Origin of the sequence: Microbacterium oleivorans NBRC 103075 (assembly GCF_001552475.1) — a bacterium.
Lineage (GTDB): Bacteria > Actinomycetota > Actinomycetes > Actinomycetales > Microbacteriaceae > Microbacterium > Microbacterium oleivorans.
In genome coordinates, this window is the sequence record NZ_BCRG01000001.1 from 73536 (window position 1) to 94309 (window position 20774).

Here is a 20774-nt window from a genome sequence, read left to right on the forward strand (position 1 = left end):
ATGAGTACACGGACGGATGCCGCGGCCTCGCCGATGCGAGCGATGATCGACCTCGTGCTGCGGGCGGGCCGCGGCATCCGCTGGTACATGACCACCCTCATGGGCGACACCGCCTACGCGACCTACGTCGCGCACCACCATCGGGTGCACCCCGACGAGGAGCCCATGACCGAGCGGCAGTTCTGGCGTCAGAAGATGGACGACCAGGACCGCAACCCGGGCGCCCGCTGCTGCTGACGCCCGCGATCTAGGCTCGTCGCATGACCGATGCCGTCGTCCTCGCCGCTGTGCTCGGCGTGGTCGGCGGCATCGTGCTGTCGGGGTTGCTGCTCCTCGCCCGGCGGTACGCGCGCGGGCCGGGCGGGCTCGGGAGCGAAGCCGAGGAGGCGACCTACCGGGCGCTCCACCAGGCGAGCCTCGCCGCCCCCTACCTGCGCGGCGGGCTCGACACGGCCGACGTCGCTCGCGCGGCGCGGCACCTCCGCGCCGTCCTCGGTAGCCCCGCCGTGATGCTCGTGGTCGGCGATGTCGTCGTGGCCCGTGATGGACAGACCGAGGGGCTGGATGCCGCGGCCCGTCGCATCGCGTCGCAGGTCGCCGAGACCGGCAAGCGCCGCGTCTTCCCTCGAGCCGACGGCGGCGACGGGCTCGAGGCGGTGGGCGCGCCCGTCCGGGTCGACGGCGCCGTCGCGGGGGTGCTGATCGCCTTCGCCTCGCCCGTCCGCGCGGCGCTCGTGCGAGCCGCGGGTGAAGTCGCCGACTGGTGCGCGGCGCAGGCCACCCTGGGCGAACTCGACGCGTCGCGGGCAGCGCTCGCCGAGGCCGAGCTGAGGTCGCTCCGCGCGCAGATCTCGCCGCACTTCATCTACAACGCGCTCACGGCGATCGCCTCGTTCATCTCCACCGACCCACCGCGCGCCCGCGAACTGGTGCTCGAGTTCGCCGACTTCACGCGCTACTCGTTCCGGCGCCAGGGGGAGTTCACGACGCTCTCCGAAGAGCTCCGCAGCATCCACTCCTATCTCGAGCTCGAGCACGCGCGCTTCGGCGGGAGGCTGTCGGTGACGCTGCGGATCTCGCCCGAGACGCTGGCTACGGTCATCCCGTTCCTGTCGGTGCAGCCCCTCGTCGAGAACGCCGTCCGACACGGGCTGGAGCCCGGGGAGGGCGGCGGCACGATCCTCATCGCGTCGGAGGATGCCGCGACCCACACCGAGATCACCGTCGAGGACGACGGCGCGGGCATGGATCCCGAAGAGCTGCACGCGCTCCTGACCCGCGCCGACGACGGCCGCAACGTCGGCCTGCGGAACGTCGACACCCGCCTCCGCCAGCTGTACGGCGCCGAGGGAGGGCTCGTCGTCGAGACCGCGCCGGGCGCCGGTACTCTCGTCCGCATGCGGATCCCGAAATCGCAGCCGCATCACCTGGCGCGGGGCGAGGAGTGAGCGTCGTGATCGACGTCCTGGTCGCCGACGACGAGAAGCCCGCTCTCGACGAGCTCGCCTTCCTCCTGCGCGCCGACGCCCGCATCGGCGAGGTCCTCACGGCATCGTCGGGCGCCGAGGCGCTGCGCCTGCTCACCGAACGACCTGTCGCCGCGGCATTCCTCGACATCCACATGCCGGGGATCACGGGGCTCGAGCTCGCCGGTGCGCTGCGCGGGCTTGCGATGCCTCCCGCGATCGTGTTCGTGACCGCCGACGACGCCCACGCGGTCGACGCGTTCGAGCTGCGGGCACTCGACTACCTCCTCAAGCCGGTGCGTATCGAGCGGCTGCGGCGGGCTGTCGACCGGATCGCCCTCAACGACCGTCCCGCCGAGTCCGACGAGGTGCTGCCCGTCACCGTCGGCTCGGCCGTCCGGTTCGTGCACCGCAGCGACGTCCGCTGGGTGCGCGCCGAGGGCGACTACACCCGGCTCCACACCGACGGCGCGTCGGGGCACCTCGTCCGCATCCCGATCTCGGAGCTCGAGACCCGGTGGGTGGATGCCGGCTTCGTCCGGGTCCATCGCTCGTTCCTCGTGCGGGCGGCATCCGTCACCGAGGTGCGCCTCTCCGGAGCCGAACCGACTGTCTGGATCGGCGACACGGCGCTGCCGGTGAGCCGGCGCCTGCTCCCCGCGGTTCGCGAGGCGCTCGTCGGGCGGGGCGGATCGTGACCCGCGAGCGGGTGCGCGTCACCGCGGGAGCGGGACGCCCGGGTGCACCCACGCGCGGGATCGCCCTGCCGGGTGCGCCCGTCGACGATGCCGAGGCGGCCTACGCGCGGGCACTGCGCCGCTCGCAGCTGCGCCTTGCGGTGGGAACTCTGCTCGGCTTCGTGACGGTGACGCTCGTGCTGCTCGGCGCGCTCACCCTGATCCCCGAGCTCGACGACATCGTGCTGCTCGGCGTGCCACTGTCGTGGCTGCTGCACGCGTTCGGCTTCTATCCCGTGATCGCGGGGTTCGCGATCCTCTACGTCCGCGGAGCGAACCGCAACGAACGGCGCTGGCGGGCGCTCCGCGACGAGGGCGCGTGAACGCGTTGCTCGACCTCGTCGCGGTCGCGGCCGTCGTCGGGGCGACCGTCCTCATCGGGGCGTACGGGCTGCGGGTGTCGCGGACCACGAGCGACTTCTTCGTGGCATCCCGCACCGTCCGCCCGGTGTGGAACGCCTCGGCGATCAGCGGGGAGTACCTCTCGGCGGGGACGTTCCTCGGTCTGTCGGGACTCGTGCTCCTGAGCGGTGCGGAGGGGTTCTGGTTCCCCATCGGATACGCCGCCGGATACCTGCTCGTGCTGCTGTTCGTCGCCGCGCCCCTTCGCCGAAGCGGCGCCTACACGATCCCCGATTTCATCGAGGCGCGACTCGAGTCGCGCTTCGCCCGTCGGGTCACGAGTGCAGGATGCCTGCTCATCGGATGGCTGTACATCGTGCCGCAGCTGCACGGCGCCGGCATCACCCTGCAGGTCGTCGCCGACATCCCGCCGTGGGTGGGCGCGGTCCTCGTTGCGGTGCTGGTCGCGGCGGCCGCGGCCGCGGGCGGGATGCGGGCCATCACCTACGTGCAGGCGTTCCAGTACTGGTTGAAGCTGACGGCGCTGCTCGTGCCCGCGGTGCTGATCGTATTCGCCGTGAACGGCGGCGCACCGGACATCGATCCCCGGGTCGTGTTCCCGCCCGAGGCGGGGCCGTCGGGGCTGGATGCCTACGCGGCGGGGTCGCTGCTGCTCGCCCTGCTGTTCGGCACGATGGGGCTCCCGCACGTCCTCGTGCGGTTCTACACGAGCCCGACCGGCGGCTCCGCGCGGCGGACGACGGTGCTCGTCATCGTCATGGTGAGCGTCTTCTACGCCGTCTCGAGCGTCATCGGACTGCTCGCGCGCGTGGTCGCGCCCGACCTCGCCCGGCCCGGAGTCGCCGATACCGTCGCGCTCGTCCTGCCGGCGCGCGTCTTCCCCGGGATCATCGGCGAGTTGCTGACCGCGCTCGTCGTCGCCGGCGCGTTCGCGGCGTTCCTCGCCACCTCGGCGGGACTCACCGTCTCGCTCGCCGGCGTCATCAGTCAGGACGTCTTCTCGGGGTCCGTCCGCTCCTTCCGACTGTCGGCCGCCGTCGTCGCGCTCGTTCCGCTCGCGATCGCACTGCTGACCGCCCCGGCCGGGCTGGTCGCCTCGGTCGGCATCGTGTTCGTGTTCGCGGCATCCGCTCTATCGCCCGTCCTGCTGCTGTCGATCTGGTGGTCGCGGCTGACGGCGCGGGGCGCCGTGGCGGGGATGGTGACGGGGGCGGCGGCGTGTGGGGTCGCGTTCCTGGTGCACGCGGCGGTCGGCGGCGTCGGACTCGCGGCGCCACTGCTCGCCCAGCCGGCGGCGTGGACCATCCCGCTCGCCACCGTCGTCACCGTGGTCGTGTCGCTGACCGACCGCGCGGGCGCGCCGGTGAGCACGGGCGCCTACCTCGCCCGCCTGCATACGCCGGGCCGCGGCTGACCCGCGGACTGCCCCGCGTCCCGTTCTCCGGGGCCGTTCCGCGTCCCGTTCTCCGGAGAAACGCTCGGATCCACCGGGGTCGCCGTGCGACAACCGGTTTCCTCCGGAGAACGGCACGCTCGTGCAGGAGCAGAATGTCGTTGTGCGTCGGTCACTGAGATGGTCAGCCCTCGGCGCGGTGCTCGCCGCGTCGATCCTCGCCGGGTGCTCGGCGTCGCCCGCGGCCTCCCCGCCGCCCGCGTCGAGCCCGTCGGCATCCACACCGTCGGTCTCTTCTCCGGCGCCGCCCGCCACCCCATCGGCGACGCCCTCACCCTCGCCGACACAGAGCCCGGTTGACTCCCTCACGCTCGAAGAGCGGGTCGGTCAGCTGTTCATGGTCGGGACGAAAGCCACCGCCGCCTCACCGGTGACCCTGTCGGCCGTCGAGGACCGCCACGCCGGCGGCGTGTTCCTGAGCGGTCGGTCGCACGCCGGCGTGCAGGCGACGGCCGATCTCGTCGACCGCTTCACCGCCGCCGCGGGGACTCAGACACCCCTGTGGGTCGCGACCGACCAGGAGGGCGGCGAGGTGCAGGTGCTCCACGGGCCGGGGTTCGACGCGATGCCCTACGGCATCCGCCAGGCCGACCTCTCCGACGATCAGCTCCGCGCGTCTGCCGAGAGGTGGGGGCGTGAGCTCGCCGCGGCGGGCGTCAACGTCGACCTCGCTCCGATCGCCGACATCGTCACGAGCAAGGCGACCCGCTTCGACAATCCGCCGATCGGTGCGTTCGGCCGCCAGTACGGGTACGACGAATCGACCGTCGCCGACAAAGCCGGCGCTTTCGCCGAGGGGATGCGGGATGCCGGCATCCTGCCCACGTTCAAGCACTTCCCGGGCCTCGGCCACGTGTCGGCGAACACCGACACGACGGCCGACGTCGTCGACACCGTCGTGACGACGAACGGGCCGGACATCGACGTCTACCGGCCGCTGACCCAGGCGGGCCCGTCGGCCGTGATGGTGTCGTCGGCGATCTACGACCGCATCGATGGGTCCACCCCGGCGGTCTTCTCGTCGAAAGTCGTGGACGTCCTCCGCAACCAGGTCGGCTTCTCGGGCGTCCTTTTCTCGGACGATCTGTCGCAGGCCGTCGCGGTGTCGGCCTGGTCGCCCGCCGACCGAGCGGTGAAGGCGATCTCCGCGGGAGTCGACGTGCTGCTCGTCGCCGAGGACGCATCGGTGTTCCCTGCGATGTACGACGCGGTCCTCGCGCGCGCCTTGCGCGACCCTCAGTTCGCCGCGCAGGTCGACGCCGCCGCAGCCAGAGTGCTCGCCGCGAAGGCCGACATGCCGTGACGTTCCTGTCGCGTGCCGAGGTCAGGCTCAGGCGCCTTTCGTGCCCCTTCGGCGGCGTTCGGAGCTGATCTGACCTGCACCGGGCACGCCGACCGACCCCCCGTGAGGCAGACTCGAGGGATGAGTTCGACGCTGCGGGACCGGATCCCGGAAGGGTCGACTGCTGACGCCGTCTACGAGGGCTTCCTCGAGTGGACGATCGAGCGCGGCATCGACCTGTATCCCGCGCAGGATGAGGCGGTCCTCGAGCTCGCCTCGGGCTCGCACGTGATCCTCGCGACGCCGACCGGCACGGGTAAGTCCCTCGTCGCCGTCGCGGCACACACGGCATCCCTCGCCCGCGGCGGTCGCACGTACTACACGGCTCCCATCAAAGCCCTCGTCAGCGAGAAGTTCTTCGCCCTCGTCGACATCTTTGGACCGGATGCCGTGGGCATGGTCACGGGCGATTCGTCGGTGAACCCCGACGCGCCGATCATCTGCTGCACCGCCGAGATCCTGGCGAACGTTGCGCTGCGCCTCGGTCCCGACGCCGAGATCGATCAGGTCGTGATGGACGAGTTCCACTACTACGGCGATCCCGACCGAGGGTGGGCGTGGCAGGTGCCGCTCCTCCTCCTCCCGAAGGCGCAGTTCCTCCTGATGTCGGCGACGCTCGGCGACGTCTCTGCGATCAAGACTGACCTCGAGAGGCGCACCGGCCGGCCGGTCGCGCACATCGCGGGCGTCGAGCGCCCCGTGCCGCTCGACTACTCGTACGCCCGGCGGCCCGTGCACGAGGTGGTGGAGGGGCTGCTCGAGAACCGCGAAACGCCCGTCTACATCGTCCACTTCTCGCAGGCCGCGGCGCTCGAACGTGCGCAGGCCCTGTCGAGCGTGAAGATCACGACACGCGAGCAGCGCGACGAGATCGCCGAGGCCATCGGCGGGTTCCGCTTCACGACGGGGTTCGGCAAGACGCTGTCCCGTCTCGTCCGTGCGGGCATCGGAGTGCACCACGCCGGGATGCTGCCGCGCTACCGGCGGCTCGTCGAGACGCTCGCGCAGCGCGGGCTGCTCCGCGTCATCTGCGGCACCGACACCCTCGGTGTCGGCATCAACGTCCCCATCCGGACGGTGCTGATCACGGCGCTGTCGAAGTACGACGGCACGAAGATGCGGCAGCTCTCGGCGCGTGAGTTCCACCAGATCGCCGGTCGCGCAGGACGTGCCGGGTACGACACGCGCGGCAGCGTCGTCGTGTTGGCGCCGGAGTGGGAGATCGAGAACGCCGTCGCGCTGGCGAAGGCCGGCGACGACGCCGCCAAGCGCAAGAAGATCGTCCGCAAGAAGGCGCCCACGGGTGTCGTGAATTGGGGTGAAGGTTCCTTCGAACGGTTGGTCGCGGCCGAGCCCGAGCCGCTTTCCCCGCAGCTGAAGCTGACGACGGCGATGCTCATCAACGTGATCGGGCGGGGCGGCGACGTGTTCGGCAACGTCCGATCGCTCGTCTTCGACAACCATGAGCCGAAGGCGCGGCAGTACGACCTGGCCCGCCGGGCGATCGCGCTGTTCCGGACGCTCGTGGCGGCGGACATCGTCGTGGCCGATGCGGACGGCATCCGTCTCACCGTCGACCTGCAGCCGAACTTCGCACTCAATCAGCCCCTGTCGCCGTTCGCGCTCGCCGCGATCGACCTGCTCGATCCGGATGCCGGTGACGCCGGCGTCGGCAGCGGTCACTATGCGCTCGACGTGGTGAGCGTGATCGAGTCGACGCTGGACGATCCGCGCGCGATCCTGTCGCAGCAGGAGTACAAGGCGCGCGGCGAGGCGGTCGGCGCGATGAAGCGCGACGGCATCGAGTACGACGAGCGCATGGAGCTGCTCGAGTCGGTGACGTGGCCGAAGCCGCTCGCGGAACTCCTCGCGCAGGCCTACGAGACGTTCGCGTCGAGCCAGCCGTGGGTGCGGGACTTCGAGCTGTCGCCGAAGTCGGTCGTCCGCGACATGTTCGAGCGGGCGATGTCGTTCGGCGAGTTCGTGTCGTTCTACCAGCTCGGCAGGAGCGAGGGACTCGTCCTGCGGTACCTGTCCGACGCGTACCGCGCGATCCGGCAGACGGTGCCGGCCGAGGCCCGCACCGACGAACTGCTCGATCTCATCGAGTGGCTCGGCGAGCTGGTGCGTCAGGTCGACTCGAGTCTCGTCGACGAGTGGCAGGCGCTGATCAACCCGGTCGCCGACCCTGAGGCGCCGGTGGTTCCGCCCGCGCCGCCGTCGATCATCGCGAACCGGCGCGCGTTCGTCGTGCTGGTGCGCAACGAGATGTTCCGACGGGTGCAGCTGGCGGCGCTGCAGAACGACGACGCGCTGGTCGAGCTGGATCCGGATGCCGGTTGGCCCGACGTCCTCGACCGCTACTTCGGTGACCACGACGAGATCCTGACGGGCGGCGCCGCCCGCAGCCCCGCGCTGTGCATCTTCGACGAGTCGGATGCCGCGACAGGCATATGGCGCGTGGAGCAGATCATCGACGACCCGGCCGGCGACCATGATTGGCGTATCCGCGCTGAGGTCGACCTCGAGACCTCCGTTGAAGAGGGCGCCGCCGTGGTGCGCGTGACCGAGGTCGTGCGGCTCTAGCCCTCGCGGGTCCAGCTGTCGCCGCGGCGCGTGTACACGATGCGGACGTGTCGACGGTCAGGCGATCCCTGCCAGAACTCGATGCGCTCGGGGACGAGCCGCCACAGTACCCACTCGCCGGGTGCGAGGAGTGCGCCCGCGGGGCTGCCGCTGATGTCGGACGCGCTCTCCTCCGGTGCCGCCTCGTTCACCGTGCCGCGAACGCGCACGGCTTGCATGACGGGCTGCCACCAGAAGTTCAGGGCGGCGGCAGGGTTCTCGGCGAGCTGAGCGCCCTTCGCCGACGATCGCGGGCCGGCGAACTGCCAGCCATCGGTGTCGACGCCCTTGAGGATGAGGGTCCGCGCGTCGGGGCGACCACCGGCATCCGCTGTCGCGAGGGTGGTGGCACGCGGTTCGGCGACGCCGGCGAGAGATGCGTGCCGGATCCAGGTGTCGAACAGCTCGTGCGGGTCTGTGGGGAGCTCGGCGGCGTCGAGCGGCGGCGGGGTCCCGATGAGGGAGGGCTGCTCGCGGAGCCAGCGCGTGAGCTCGTTCATGCTGTCCATCCTGCTCCCTCGCGTCGCGTCGGGCCGAGCGTGCAGACTGAGCGGGTGACGACGTATCTGGCGTTCCTGCGGGCGATCAATCTGGGTGTGAAGCGCGTGTTCCCGAAGGGTGACATCAGGCGTGTCGTCGAGGATGCCGGTTTCGAGGGCGTCGAGACGCACATCAACACGGGGAACGTGCGGTTCGAGTCGCGGATGCGCTCCCGGGAGCGGATCGAGCGGGTCCTGGAAAAGGCGTTCATGGCGGACCGGGGTTTCGAGGTGCCGACGATCGTGTATTCGGCCGCGGAGTTCCGGGCCGTCGCTCAGCAGACGCGTGAACTGGCCGACGCGCACCCGGGGATCGCGCGGCACTACGTCTATCTGCTGAAGGACGAGCTGACCCCGGGGCAGGTCGCGGACGTCGAGGCCCGCGCCGACGGGCGGGGTCGGATGATGGTGAGCGGGCGTGCCGCGCATGCGCTGCTGGAGCCGGGATATCAGGAGGGCGCCGTCGATCCGCTGAGTGCCGCGAAGCTGCTGGGAGTCGCGACGAACCGCAACGCGAACGTCATCCGTACCCTCGCGGAGAAGTGGTGCGACGCGTGACGTTCGTGGTGCGCGAGCCGCAGATGACGGATGCCGAGGCGATCGCCGCGCTCCATGTGGCGACGTGGCGCGAGACGTACGAGCACCTGCTTCCGGAGGGGTTCTTCACCGCTGACGTGGCGGACATGCGACGCCGGATGTGGTCGCAGATCCTGTCGACGCGGCGGCCGGAGCACACCGTGCGGGTGGCGGAGGCGGACGGGGGCCTGATCGGCTTCGCGATGTCCGGCAGGTCGGACGACGACGGCGCGCAGCTGTACATCCTGTACGTGCTGGCCGCACATCACGGGACGGGCGTGGGGCAGGCGTTGTTTGACGCGGTGCTCGGTGAGGGTCCCGCGTCGCTGTGGGTGGCGACCAAGAATCCGCGGGCGATCGCGTTCTACCGTCGCAACGGTTTCGCGTTCGACGGCGCGGAGCAGTCCGACCCCGGCACCCCGGGGATCGTCGAGGCGAGGATGGTCCGGTGACCGCCGGGGTGGATGCTGTGATCGCGGCGCTGAACGACGTAGACCCGTATGGGCTGGCGCCGGGTGAGCCGGATGGCGCTCCGTCGGACGAGTATGCCCCTGAGGCGTCGGAGCTTGCCGGGATACTCGCGCAACAAGGCAGCGTGTCGTCGCAGGATGTCGACCGCGTGTGGCAGCACTGGTTCGGTGACACTCTCACGGGCGTGATCGGCGCCAGCGCGATGACCGCTTTCGTGGCGCGGCTGAACGAACTCGCGTCCGCGTCCTAGAACGGTGGTGGGTCGGTGGTGAACTGCGGGATGCGTCGTTCGGGTTGCACGAGGTAAACCCTGCCTGCGGGTGAGGTCCATTCCAGGGCTCCGCCGGGTTTCGCTCTGACCCGCCAGTCGGTGTGGTGTTTGAGGGTGTGATGCCCGCGGCAGAGCGGGGCGAGGTTTGCCGCGTCGGTGTGGCCGCCGTGGTGCCAGTCGACGGTGTGGTCGATGTCGCACCGGTCGGCGGGGATCCCGCATCCCGGCGCCATACACCGCGCCGCGCGCCAGGCAACGAGGCGTCGGAGGTCTGCGGGTGGCCGGTACTGCTCGCGTCCGACGGAGAGGACGACACCCGTTTCGGGGTGGGTGAGCACCCGCATCCACCCGGATGCCGCACCGCACAGTTCCCGAGCCCGGTCGAGGGGGACGGGGCCGACGCCGTCGACCTGTGCGGTCGGGCCGTTGCCGGTGAGGAGCGTCAGGGCGGGGACGGTGATCGCGACGGTCGGGCGGATTCCGCGCGCGGTGTCTGGAAGGGAAGTGGTTTCCCCGTCGATGAGGAGGTCTCCGAACACGTCGGCGCGTTTTTGGTCGAGGGTGCGTTCGTCATCGTCGAGGGTTTTCGCGATGGCGGTGAGCCTGCCGAGGATCGCGTGCGCTTCGACCGCGGGCAGGTGCGCGGTGAGCCAGGCCATCCCGTCGACGCCTGCATCGACGCGCACGTGGCGGTGTGTCACGGCGGTGGCGTGCTGGTCGGCGAGTGCCGCCTCGCGTTCGCGGTCCACGATCCGTCGCACGTATCGGCGGAAAGGGCCGGTTGCCATCTCCTCCGCCGCCCCGAGCACTTCCGCGACCAATTCGTCGCGCACGCTCTCGAGTTGGTCGAGCCCGTCGACGATGATCGTCGCGTGCGTGTCGGTGATGCCCGCATGACTCATCGAGTCGAGCACCGCCGGGTACCGGTACACCAAAGCGCGCCCGAGGCCCATCAAGCGTCCGGCGGCGTGCTCGGTGATTCGCAGTGCGCTCGCGACTTCGAGCCGCACCGACCGTTCCACAAGCACTGCGTCACGGTCGTTCCGGTGCTCCTCAGCGACCGCGTCGTCCCACAACTCGACGAGGCACCGATAGCGCTGCGCTGCGTGGACGGTCGCCATATCCGCGCACATCACCACCCAGTCCAGGGTCGATGGGACGTCGGGCGGCACCTGGGTGGGCCACCGCTCGAACTCCTCATCACCGGACATAGTCCCAGACTAGGAGGGGGTTCCGACATCGCCTCCGGAGGGGGGAACCGCCGCATCCGCTACCGTGACCACGGTGTTCCAGGTGCGGTGCACCCCGAAAGGATCCCCCGATGCCTCACGCCGACGCAGCTCTCGTCACCATCCGCGACTACCGGGAATCCGACGCCGACGGCTGGGTCACGTGCCGGGTGCTGAGCTTCGTGCAGACCCAGTACTACGACGATGTGAAGCCGTCGCGGACTCGACTTCCCGATGGTGCGATCGAGCTCGTCGCAGTGGCGGACGGCGGTCGGATCGTCGGCATCCTCGACATTGAGGTCGACGGCGCAGAGGCCACGATCGACTCCGTCGCGGTGCGTCCCGGATGGCAGCATGCGGGCGTCGCCACGCGGCTTCTCTCGCATGCGCTGGTCGTGCTCGAGGGCCGCGGCGTCCGGACCCTCGATGCGTGGACCCGAGAAGATGCTGCCGCGAATCGCTGGTATCAGCGGAACGGCTTCGCGGAGACCACCCGCTACCTCCACGTCTACCTCGGCGACGGCGACGATCCGTCCGACTTCACCACGCCGGACGGTCTGAGCAGTCCGGTCACCGTATTCGTGCACGGACGCATCGAGGACGAAGCCGACCTCCGCGCGCGATATCGGCGGGTCTACGTGTGCCGTCGGTACGCCCGCGACCTCACCGTCCGCTGACCCCCGGCATCCCTTCCCCTTCCCCCGTCGCAAACTGCAGCACCTCGCGGCGTGTTGCGACAGGGGAGCGACACCGAGCGGCATCCGCGCTTCCCCTGTCGCACACTGCAGCTCTCGACGGCGAGTCTTGACAGGCGAGAGCGCCCCCGAACGCACCGCGCGATCTACGCCGAAAGCTCCCGCGCCCACGCGACCTCGCGCGCCAACTGCCCGGTCTCGACGAACGTCCGCACCTGGTATGTCTCCGCGAGGACGCCCGCGAGCTCCGCGCGATCTGCGGCGGCGAATCCGAGCGACTGCCAGAACCCACCCGACCGGCGGCTGAACAGCCACGCCGTGGTCGCCCCTTCTTCGGCGGCCCGCTCCAGCGCCCACGTCGCCAGCTCGCGTCCGCGCCCGGCCAAGCGCCCCTCCGGGATGACCGCCACGCTCCGGATCAGCGCGTGCTGCCCGTCGCCGCTCAGCTCGTACCCCGTGCTCCCGACGATCCGACCGTCGGTGTCGCGCTCGACCCACAGGCGCACTGCCGGCGCATCGAGACCCGTCACGGTCAGGTCGACCTCGCGCAGGAACGCTTCGACTTCCGCCGCATCCGCCGCCGTGCACCTGATCAGTTCCATGCCCGCCCCTCCTCCCCATCCTCGCAAAGGCGCCGATGCTCTCCACACCCGCAGAACGTGTCGGATGCCGCGGCTAGGGTTGACCGGGTGAGTGACGGCGGATGGCAGAACGACCCCTACGCCGATCTCGTGTGGGATCCCGACGACGTCGCGCCGCCAGAGGACGACGACTCACCGCCGCCGCCCGACCCGCGGTACGACGACTACGCCGCATCCGTCGCACGCGCCTCGCGCGCCGAGCCCACGCCGCCCGCACAAGTGCGCCCCGCCCGCGCTCAGCCCGCCCGCCCCGCCGGACCCCCGGCATCCGTCCTGCAACTCGAACGACGTGATCACGTCGGAGACGATCCGGTCAAGGTCCTGACCGAGGTCTTCGGCTACACCGCCTTCCGCGGCGATCAGGGCGACATCGTCTCGCACGTCATCGCCGGCGGTGACGCGGTCGTCCTCATGCCCACCGGTGGCGGCAAGTCGATCACCTACCAGGTGCCTGCGCTCGTGCGTCCCGGCACGGGACTCGTCGTCAGCCCCCTCATCGCGCTGATGCACGACCAGGTCGAGGCGCTCATCGCCAACGGCGTCCGTGCGGCTTTCCTGAACTCCACGCAGAGTCCCGCCGAGCGCGCCGGTGTCGAGCAGGCGCTCCTCGACGGCGAACTCGACCTCATCTACGTCGCGCCCGAGCGTCTCTCCGTTCCCGCGACCACCGCGCTCCTGCAGCGCGCGCAGCTCAGCGTGATCGCGATCGACGAGGCGCACTGCGTGTCGCAGTGGGGTCACGACTTTCGCCCCGACTACCTCGCGCTCGGCGACCTCGCCGAACGGTTCCCCGGCGTCCCGCGCATGGCGCTCACCGCCACCGCGACCCGCGCGACGCACACCGAGCTCACCGAGCGCCTGCACCTGCCCGACGCGCGCCACTTCGTCGCGAGCTTCGACCGGCCGAATATCCAGTACCGGATCGAGCCCAAGGTCGACATGCGCCGCCAGCTCGTGCAGTTCGTCCGCTCCCAGCCCGAGGGCTCCGCCGGCATCGTGTACGCGCTCAGCCGCAAGTCGGTCGAGCAGACCGCCGAGTACCTGCGCACGCAGGGCCTCGATGCGCTGCCCTACCACGCGGGGTTGGATGCCGGCATCCGCGCCCGCAATCAGTCCCGCTTCCTTCGCGAAGACGGTGTCGTCATGGTCGCCACGATCGCGTTCGGCATGGGCATCGACAAGCCCGACGTTCGTTTCGTCGCGCACATCGACCTGCCGAAGTCCGTCGAGGGCTATTACCAGGAGACCGGTAGAGCCGGCCGCGACGGTGAGCCCGCGGTGGCGTGGATGGCCTACGGCCTCGGCGACGTCGTGCAGCAGCGCCGCCTCATCGACCAGTCGCCCGGCGACCGCACCTACAAGCTGCGCATGGGGCAGCACCTCGATGCGATGCTCGGCCTCTGCGAGACGGTCTCGTGCCGTCGTCAGAACCTCTTGAACTACTTCGGGCAGTCCTCGGATGCCTGTGGCAACTGCGACACATGCCTCACGAAGCCCGACACCTGGGACGGTCTCATCGCCGCTCAGAAGCTCCTCTCCACGATCGTGCGACTGCAGCGCGAGCGGAACCAGGCGTTCGGCGCCGGGCACCTCATCGACATCGTCCGCGGCGCCTCGACGGAGCGCATTCGCCAGCAGGGCCATGACAAGCTCTCGACCTACGGGGTCGGGAACGATCTGTCCGAGCAGGACTGGCGCTCCGTGGTCCGGCAGTTGCTGGCCCGCGGCATCCTCGTCGCGCAGGGGGAGTACGGCGTTCTCGCCGTCGGCGACGCGGGCACGCCGGTGCTCCGCGGCGAGGAGCCGGTGCCGCTGCGCCGCGATGTGCTGGGCCGCACCGGTGGTGGATCGAGTCGCGCGAAGAAGCAGTCGGCCGCCGACGCGCTGCCCGAGGGCGACCGCGACCTCTTCGAGGCGCTCCGCGCGTGGCGTGCCGAGCAGGCGAAAGAGCAGGGGGTTCCCGCCTACATCGTCTTCGGCGACGCGACCCTGCGCGCCCTCGCCGAGCACCGGCCGCGGTCGGTGTCCGACCTCGATGGCATCACCGGCATCGGCGCCAAGAAGCGCGAGGCGTACGGCGAGGCCGTCGTCGCCGTCATCGCGAACGCCTGAAACACCGCGAACGCCTGACCCGCCCGCTCACCCCTCCTGCAGCGCCCGAGTCATGCGGGTGAGCAGGCTGAACGCCTGAGTGCGATCGGATGCCGAGAGGTCGGACAGCATCCGATCCTCCACGCTCTTCACGCGCGCACTCGCCTCTTCGCGGCGTCGGAGCCCGGCCTCGGTCAACGTGACGGGCAGCACGCGCCCCTCCACAGCGGTCGCCGCTCGCGTCACGAGACCTTCGCGCTCCAGCGTCTGCAGCAGCACGTTCATGCTCTGCCGCGTCACGAAGGCACCCCGCGCGAGGTCGGAGTTCGACAGGCCCGGCCGCTGGGCGAGCAGCTCCAAGCAGGAGTACGCGGTGACGGTCAATCCGAGCGGACGGAGCGCATCTTCCATCGCGACGCGCAGCGCGGTTGCAGCCACTTTCAGGAGATACCCGAGCGACGTCGGCAGATCGATTTCCTCAGGCTGGCCCATGTCAGTATTCTGACATACACTCGGGAGTGTCAGATAACTGACATCACGAAAGGATGCCTCATGCCCGCCATCGGACCCGACTTCATCTCCCTGCAGGTCACCGACCTCGACGCCTCGCAGCGGTTCTACGAGCACTACCTGGGCCTCGTCCGCTCACCCGCCGGACCTCCCCACGCCGTCGTGTTCGACACCGCGCCGATCGCCTTCGCACTCCGCGACATCGTGCCCGGTACGGACCTTGCCTCGGCGGAGTACCCCGGAATGGGTGCCGCTGTCTGGCTGCGGGCGACGGACGTGCAGGACATCCACGACGCGCTCGCCGCCGACGGCCACGAGATCGTCGCAGCGCCCATCGACGGCCCCTTCGGCCGGACGTTCACCTTCGCCGACCCGGACGGCTACCGGATCACCCTCCACGACAAGGCGTGAGCCCGTCAGCTCCAGACGTCTCGCTCGACCCGCACATCGGCGCCCGTTCGGGCCGACTCCCCGATCGCGAGTCCCAGCAGGTGGTCTTGGCAGGCGTCCGCGAGCGGGTAGGGCTCGGGCCCGTCGCCTCGAGCCCACTCGCCGGTGAGCTGAAGCAGCGAGGCGACCGCGATGTCGTCCTCCGACAGGCGCGTTCCGACCCACGGGTTCCGGTAGACGATGCGGCCCTCGAAGGCGGCCGACACGACGTCGTTGCCTTCGAGGTTCAGATCGACACCCGTGCGGCGGTACGTGATCGGCGAGGTGATCACCTCGCCGTTTTCGAAGCGGCGCACGGTGTCGTCGACGAGCTCGCCGTGCGAGCCGCGAAGGACGATTCGGCGCGACAGGATCGGGTTCCACCACTGATTGTCGACGAAGTCGTAGAGCCCCATCCGTCCGTCGCCGAAGTCGAGCGTCGCGAGCGTCGTCGTCCGCTCCTTCGGGGCGAGATCGTCCGACCAACCCGCCGGCGTCAGCGGGTCGACGAGTGGCGCGGTGAAGGTCCGGGCAGACACCGTCGCCCCGGACATACCGGCATCCAGGAACGTCCGGATCATCGAGGTCGCGTGGTACAGGTGCGTCGACGAGACCTGCACCCCGCCGATGGTTCCGAGCGCACCCGAGTGTGCCACCGCCAGGCGGGCGGCGTGACCGGGCATCAGCATGTACTGCTCCGCCACCTGCACCAGGTGACTCGCGCCGACGTCATGCCACAGCTTCCGGAGGCCCTCGGCGTCGGGCGCCGGCGGCGTCTCGGCGAGCACATGCACTCCGCGCTGCACGAGCTCGGCGATGACCCCCGGCATCGCCGGCCAGCTCACCGACGCGATCACGAAGTCGGGTCGCGCGGCGAGGAGGTCGTCGAGCGAGCGATGCACCGGCACGTCCCATCCGGCGACCCGGGCCGCCGAAGCGTCGGATCGTGCGAGCACGCCCACGGCCTGCAGGCGTGCGGGCGCCGCAGCGGCCACCCGCAGGAAGAATTCCGAGCGCCAGCCCGTGCCGACGATCGCGAATCGTGCTGGCTCCGTCATGAGACCCCTTCGTCGTGACGCGCCCGAACAGGGCGCCCCGGCATCCTTCAGGTCTCGCGCATCGGGGTCAACCCCGTCGCCTCACTCACCCGCGCCGAGCCTGCCGCTGAGTCGGCCGTGGAACGCGGATGCTGTGTCGTTCAGCCCGACGATCGTCACCGTCGTCCCGATCCGGTCGTACTTGCTGACGATCGCGTCGAGTGCGGCGACCGTCGAGGCATCCCACACGTGCGAGCGCGACATGTCGATCACGACGTCGGCAGGGTCGCTCGAGTACGAGAACTGCGTCGTCAGGTCGTTGCTCGAGGCGAAGAACAGCTCACCGTCGACCGCGTAATACGCGGTGGATTCCGCGGCATCCACTGTTCGCGTCACCGTCACGAAGTGCGCGACGCGGCGGGCGAACATGACCATCGCGGCGAGGACGCCGAGGACCACGCCGATCGCGAGGTTGTGGGTCCAGACGGTGGCGACGACGGTGATGACCATGACGGCGGTCTCGCTCTTGGGCATGCGACGAAGCGTCGAGATTCGCACGCTGTGCCAGTCGAAGGTGCCGATGCAGACCATGATCATGACGGCGACGAGCGCGGCCATGGGGATGATCGCGACGATATCCCCGAGCGCCAGGACGAGGATGAGCAGGAACACGCCGGCGAGGAAGGTCGAGATGCGCGTGCGCGCGCCCGACGCCTTCACGTTGATCATCGTCTGGCCGATCATGGCGCAGCCGCCCATGCCGCCGAACGCTCCCGACAGGATGTTCGCGGCGCCCTGCCCCAGGGCTTCACGGGTCTTGGAGGAGTGCGTGTCGGTGATGTCGTCGACGAGCTTCGCGGTCATGAGGGATTCGAGCAGCCCGACGACCGCCATCGCGATGGCGAACGGGGCGATGATCTGCAGGGTCTCGAGCGTCAGCGGCACGTTCGGGATGAAGAGCGACGGGAGGCTCTCGGGGAGCTCGCCCTGGTCGCCCACGGTGGGTACGTTCCACGCGAAGACGACGACGGCGGCGGTGATCAGCACGATCGTGACGAGGGGAGCGGGGACCGCCTTCGTGAGTCGGGGCATCGCGTAGAGGATGAGGAGTCCCACCGCCAGCAGCGGCCACACGAGCCAGGGGATGCCGTCGCCGAACAGCTGCGGCAGCTGCGCGAGGAAGATCAGGATCGCGAGGGCGTTCACGAAGCCGACCATCACGCTCCGGGGGATGAACCGCATGAGCTTCGCGACGCCGACGGCACCGAACAGGATCTGGATGGCCCCGCCCAGGAGCACGGTCGCGATGAAGTAGTCCATCCCGTACTCGCGGACGACGGGGGCGATGACGAGGGCGACGGCGCCGGTTGCGGCGGTGATCATCGCGGGGCGGCCGCCGAGGAACGCGATCGCGACGGCCATGATGAACGACGAGAAGAGCCCGACGCGCGGGTCGACGCCCGCGATGATCGAGAAGGCGATCGCTTCGGGGATGAGGGCGAGGGCGACGACGAGTCCGGCGAGGACTTCGCGGGTGAGCAGACGGGGGCTGCGGAGTGCCTGCAGCACGGTCGGTTCGATCCGGTGGCGCGCGGGTGCGGTGGTGGTCATGGGACTCCGATGAATCGGGATGCGTGCGCGGTGCCGGCGACGCGGAAGAATGGGGGCGCGTAGATCGCGCAAGAACAAACCTAACGTAACGTGAGGTTTGCGTCCATTCGAAGGGGAGAACGTGGCCGAGAGCACGATGCGCATCGGCGAGGTCGCCGAGCGGACCGAACTCTCGTTCCGCACCCTCCGTCACTACGACGAGATCGGACTCGTCACGCCGTCCGAGCGCACCGATGGCGGCTTCCGCCTCTACACGGAAGGCGACGTCGCCCGCATCCTCCTGATCCGGCGCATGAAGCCGCTCGGGTTCACGCTCGACGAGATGCGGGAGCTCCTCGACGTCGTTGACGCGATCGCGGGGGATGCCGACGACCCGCAGCTACGCGCCCGCCTCGACGGTGTGCGCGCGGAGGCCGCGGCGCGGCGCGAGAAGCTCAGCCGTCAGGTCGAGATGGCCGACGAGTTCCTCGACCAGCTCGAGCGGATCTGACGACTCACAGCGCGGTGAGCTCGACGACGACCGACTGCTGCGGGTTCTGCACGGGCGGTCGGACGCCCACCACCGCGAGCTGACGTCCCGTCAGCACCGTCTCGTGGTGTGCCCACTCGAGCGGCGACTGCGCAGGGGTCTGCACGAGCCCGCCGGGCGTGACGAGCTGCACTCGGTACGTCCGATCTGCGTCCAGACCCGGGAACCGCACGCGGCCCGCGGGCGACGAGATCAGCGTCTGCGTCTGCGTGATCGTGAAGAACGCGGATGCCGCATCTGCTGCGACCACGCCGCGGACGTCGAGTCCGGGGTCGGCGACGTCCGCGTTCACCAGGCGGCCCGTCGCGACGAGGGGGCGCACGCGCTTGGCGAGCGCGACCCACGCGCCGACAGCCGCGGCATCCGTCTCGGACAGTGTCGTCACGTCCCACTCGATGCCGAAGTGGCCGAAGAGCGCGACGGCGCCGCTCATCGTGAGCGACACGGTGCGCCCCGTGGAGTGCACATGCGGGGTGGTGAGGTGCATGCCCATCATCTCGGGCGGGACGACGAGCGCGGTGTACCGCTGGTTCTCGAGGCGCTCGACGGGGTCGAGGCAGTCGCTCGTCCAGATGCGGTCGGTGCGGTCGAGGATGCCGAGGTCGACCCGGGCACCGCCCGATGCGCAGCTCTCGATCTCGAGACCCGGGTGGGTGGCCTTGAGCTCGTCGATGAGGCGGTAGACCGCGAGGGTCTGCGCGTGCACGCGTGCCGCGCCGCCGGGACCGGCCGCCGCGTCGACGAGGTCGCGGTTGTGATCCCACTTGATGTACGAGATCGCGTACTCGTCGAGGATCGCGGAGATCACGCCGAGGATGTAGTCGTACGCCTCGGGGTGCGCGAGGTTCAGGACCTGCTGCTGCCGCGCGGACGGCGGCAGGTCGGTGCGGCCGCGGAGGATCCAGTCGGGATGCGAGCGGGCGAGGTCGCTGTCGGGGTTGACCATCTCGGGCTCGAACCAGAGGCCGAACTCCATGCCCTTCCCCACGACGTGGTCGGCGATGGGATGGAGACCGTCGGGCCAGACCGTCTCGTCGATGTACCAGTCGCCGAGCCCTGCGGTGTCGTCGCGACGGTGGCGGAACCAGCCGTCGTCGAGGACATACCGCTCGACGCCGATCTCGGCGGCCGCGTCGGCGAGGGCGACGAGCTTCGGCAGGCGGTGGTCGAAGTAGACCGCCTCCCACGTGTTGAGGGTGATCGGTCGCGGCCGGGTCGGGTGCTGCGGACGTGCGCGCCACTCCTCGTGGAAGCGCACCGCGAGCTCGTCCAGTCCGTCGCCCCACGAGCCGAGGAGTTCGGGCGTCGCGATCTCCTCGCCGGCGGCGAGGCGGACCTCGCCCGGCAGGTACAGCTCACCTGCACCGAGGAAGGATTCGCCCGTCGGCGTCCGCTCCGCGAAGACGCGCGAGTTGCCGCTCCAGGCGAGGTGCACTCCGTGGACGAGGCCCCGCTCGAACCCGAATCCGGGAACGCCCGCCGCCAGCAGCAGGGTGGCATCGGCGCCGGGGCGGCCGCGGCGCGATTCGCGCAGGTGCGTGCCGAAGGTGAGCTCGTGGCGCTGCGCCGACCGCTCGCGCAGGTGGCGCCCTGTCGTGTCGAGGATCTCGGTCGCGTCCCACGGCAGCGGCAGCGTCGTGTGCAGAGCCTGCACCGTGTAGACGCCCGCGCCGTCGTTGCGGAGCGTCGTCCGGACCCGCACGAGGCCGGATGCCGCGACCCGCAGTTCGTAGCACGCCGACAGCTCCGCTTCGGAGTCGGCGAAGTGCAGCTCGAGCGATTCGTCGGTCGCGTGCAGGCCGGTCAGTGCGAAGAGGGTGCTGACGTCCTCCCCGTCGCGGTGACCCTCGATGCTGGGCGTCGCCGCCCAGCCGGATGCCGCGGTGCTCACGACGCCGAGCCGCACCGTGCGATCGAGTCCGCCCGAGATCCGCTGCAGACGCGAGGAGGTCGCAAGCGAGACGAGCGTGTCGTGCGGTGCGTCGCCCAGGTCTTCGCCCCAGTGGACGATCGAGGGCATGCTGCCGGGCAGCAGGTCGACGACGACGCTCGTGCCGCCGGAACGAAGGTGGACGACGCTCGCGTCGGAGGGGAGAACGGGCATCCCACAAGTGTGACAGGACTCTGGGAACGTGCACACACCTCGGCGTGTAGGCGCC

General features: G+C 70.2%; 21 protein-coding genes. 14 read left to right on the forward strand and 7 right to left on the reverse strand.

What is annotated here, in order from left to right; all coding sequences use genetic code 11:
- The 7 genes from MO1_RS00345 to MO1_RS00375 all read left to right on the forward strand — a co-directional run bounded on the left by MO1_RS00345 (window position 1) and on the right by MO1_RS00375 (window position 7947).
- Window positions 1–237 (forward strand): YbdD/YjiX family protein, encoded by a 237-nt coding sequence (locus tag MO1_RS00345; RefSeq protein ID WP_235186086.1) that lies wholly within the window; start codon window positions 1–3, stop codon window positions 235–237.
- Window positions 238–260: 23 nt separating this feature from the next.
- On the forward strand, window positions 261–1448 hold the full coding sequence (locus MO1_RS00350; protein WP_036310921.1) for a sensor histidine kinase: 1188 nt from the start codon (window positions 261–263) through the stop codon (window positions 1446–1448).
- Window positions 1445–2164, forward strand: a complete 720-nt coding sequence (locus MO1_RS00355) for a LytR/AlgR family response regulator transcription factor (RefSeq protein ID WP_082724338.1) — start codon at window positions 1445–1447, stop codon at window positions 2162–2164. The genes MO1_RS00350 and MO1_RS00355 overlap by 4 nt, the downstream gene beginning before the upstream one ends.
- The gene (locus MO1_RS00360; RefSeq protein ID WP_036310919.1) at window positions 2161–2526 is read left to right on the forward strand and encodes a hypothetical protein; all 366 of its coding nucleotides are present in this window, start codon (window positions 2161–2163) and stop codon (window positions 2524–2526) included. The genes MO1_RS00355 and MO1_RS00360 overlap by 4 nt, the downstream gene beginning before the upstream one ends.
- Complete coding sequence (locus MO1_RS00365; protein ID WP_060914890.1) at window positions 2523–3980, forward strand: sodium/solute symporter; 1458 nt, start codon at window positions 2523–2525, stop codon at window positions 3978–3980. Before MO1_RS00360 ends, MO1_RS00365 begins: the two co-directional genes overlap by 4 nt.
- 178 nt (window positions 3981–4158) lie before the next feature.
- Window positions 4159–5322 carry a glycoside hydrolase family 3 N-terminal domain-containing protein gene (locus MO1_RS00370; protein ID WP_060914891.1) on the forward strand — a complete coding sequence of 388 codons (1164 nt, stop codon included), beginning with the start codon at window positions 4159–4161 and terminating at the stop codon, window positions 5320–5322.
- A gap of 120 nt (window positions 5323–5442) precedes the next feature.
- The gene (locus MO1_RS00375; RefSeq protein ID WP_060914892.1) at window positions 5443–7947 is read left to right on the forward strand and encodes a DEAD/DEAH box helicase; all 2505 of its coding nucleotides are present in this window, start codon (window positions 5443–5445) and stop codon (window positions 7945–7947) included.
- Here MO1_RS00375 and MO1_RS00380 read toward each other — a convergent pair.
- Window positions 7944–8486, reverse strand: a complete 543-nt coding sequence (locus MO1_RS00380; RefSeq protein ID WP_060915128.1) for a pyridoxine/pyridoxamine 5'-phosphate oxidase — start codon at window positions 8484–8486, stop codon at window positions 7944–7946. The genes MO1_RS00375 and MO1_RS00380 overlap by 4 nt on opposite strands.
- 54 nt (window positions 8487–8540) lie before the next feature.
- Between MO1_RS00380 and MO1_RS00385 the strand changes: the two genes are divergently transcribed.
- From MO1_RS00385 to MO1_RS00395, 3 genes are read left to right on the forward strand one after another with little or no spacing between them, the layout of a single operon-like run.
- Window positions 8541–9083, forward strand: coding sequence for a DUF1697 domain-containing protein (locus MO1_RS00385; RefSeq protein ID WP_060914893.1), 543 nt, complete (start codon window positions 8541–8543; stop codon window positions 9081–9083).
- A gap of 23 nt (window positions 9084–9106) precedes the next feature.
- Window positions 9107–9553 carry a GNAT family N-acetyltransferase gene (locus MO1_RS00390; RefSeq protein WP_370670632.1) on the forward strand — a complete coding sequence of 149 codons (447 nt, stop codon included), beginning with the start codon at window positions 9107–9109 and terminating at the stop codon, window positions 9551–9553.
- Window positions 9550–9822, forward strand: coding sequence for a hypothetical protein (locus tag MO1_RS00395; RefSeq protein WP_036310905.1), 273 nt, complete (start codon window positions 9550–9552; stop codon window positions 9820–9822). Before MO1_RS00390 ends, MO1_RS00395 begins: the two co-directional genes overlap by 4 nt.
- On the opposite strand, the gene MO1_RS00400 is transcribed toward MO1_RS00395, so the two are convergent.
- Entirely contained in the window at window positions 9819–11054 is a 1236-nt protein-coding gene (locus tag MO1_RS00400) for an HNH endonuclease signature motif containing protein (protein WP_036310903.1), read from the reverse strand. The two genes, MO1_RS00395 and MO1_RS00400, sit on opposite strands and share 4 nt — an antisense overlap.
- Window positions 11055–11164: 110 nt before the next feature.
- Between MO1_RS00400 and MO1_RS00405 the strand changes: the two genes are divergently transcribed.
- Window positions 11165–11749 (forward strand): GNAT family N-acetyltransferase, encoded by a 585-nt coding sequence (locus MO1_RS00405; RefSeq protein WP_036310902.1) that lies wholly within the window; start codon window positions 11165–11167, stop codon window positions 11747–11749.
- Between the two features lie 164 nt (window positions 11750–11913).
- Here MO1_RS00405 and MO1_RS00410 read toward each other — a convergent pair whose 3' ends face one another.
- The gene (locus tag MO1_RS00410) at window positions 11914–12369 is read right to left on the reverse strand and encodes a GNAT family N-acetyltransferase (protein ID WP_060914895.1); all 456 of its coding nucleotides are present in this window, start codon (window positions 12367–12369) and stop codon (window positions 11914–11916) included.
- An 87-nt stretch (window positions 12370–12456) separates the two neighbouring features.
- On the opposite strand from MO1_RS00410, the gene recQ reads away from it, so the two are divergent.
- Window positions 12457–14520, forward strand: a complete 2064-nt coding sequence (gene recQ, locus MO1_RS00415; protein ID WP_060914896.1) for a DNA helicase RecQ — start codon at window positions 12457–12459, stop codon at window positions 14518–14520.
- Between the two features lie 27 nt (window positions 14521–14547).
- On the opposite strand, the gene MO1_RS00420 is transcribed toward recQ, so the two are convergent.
- Complete coding sequence (locus MO1_RS00420; RefSeq protein WP_060914897.1) at window positions 14548–14991, reverse strand: MarR family winged helix-turn-helix transcriptional regulator; 444 nt, start codon at window positions 14989–14991, stop codon at window positions 14548–14550.
- A gap of 60 nt (window positions 14992–15051) precedes the next feature.
- On the opposite strand from MO1_RS00420, the gene MO1_RS00425 reads away from it, so the two are divergent.
- The gene (locus MO1_RS00425; RefSeq protein ID WP_036310895.1) at window positions 15052–15420 is read left to right on the forward strand and encodes a VOC family protein; all 369 of its coding nucleotides are present in this window, start codon (window positions 15052–15054) and stop codon (window positions 15418–15420) included.
- A 5-nt stretch (window positions 15421–15425) separates the two neighbouring features.
- Here the strand turns inward: MO1_RS00425 and MO1_RS00430 are convergent, their stop codons facing one another.
- Window positions 15426–16496: a Gfo/Idh/MocA family oxidoreductase gene (locus MO1_RS00430; RefSeq protein WP_060914898.1), complete on the reverse strand. Its 1071-nt coding sequence runs from the start codon at window positions 16494–16496 to the stop codon at window positions 15426–15428.
- 81 nt (window positions 16497–16577) lie between these two features.
- Window positions 16578–18086, reverse strand: a complete 1509-nt coding sequence (locus tag MO1_RS00435; RefSeq protein WP_060914899.1) for a SulP family inorganic anion transporter — start codon at window positions 18084–18086, stop codon at window positions 16578–16580.
- A gap of 121 nt (window positions 18087–18207) precedes the next feature.
- Between MO1_RS00435 and MO1_RS00440 the strand changes: the two genes are divergently transcribed.
- Window positions 18208–18576: a MerR family transcriptional regulator gene (locus MO1_RS00440; protein WP_060914900.1), complete on the forward strand. Its 369-nt coding sequence runs from the start codon at window positions 18208–18210 to the stop codon at window positions 18574–18576.
- A 4-nt stretch (window positions 18577–18580) separates the two neighbouring features.
- On the opposite strand, the gene MO1_RS00445 is transcribed toward MO1_RS00440, so the two are convergent.
- On the reverse strand, window positions 18581–20719 hold the full coding sequence (locus MO1_RS00445) for an alpha-galactosidase (protein ID WP_060914901.1): 2139 nt from the start codon (window positions 20717–20719) through the stop codon (window positions 18581–18583).
- Window positions 20720–20774: the final 55 nt, after the last annotated feature.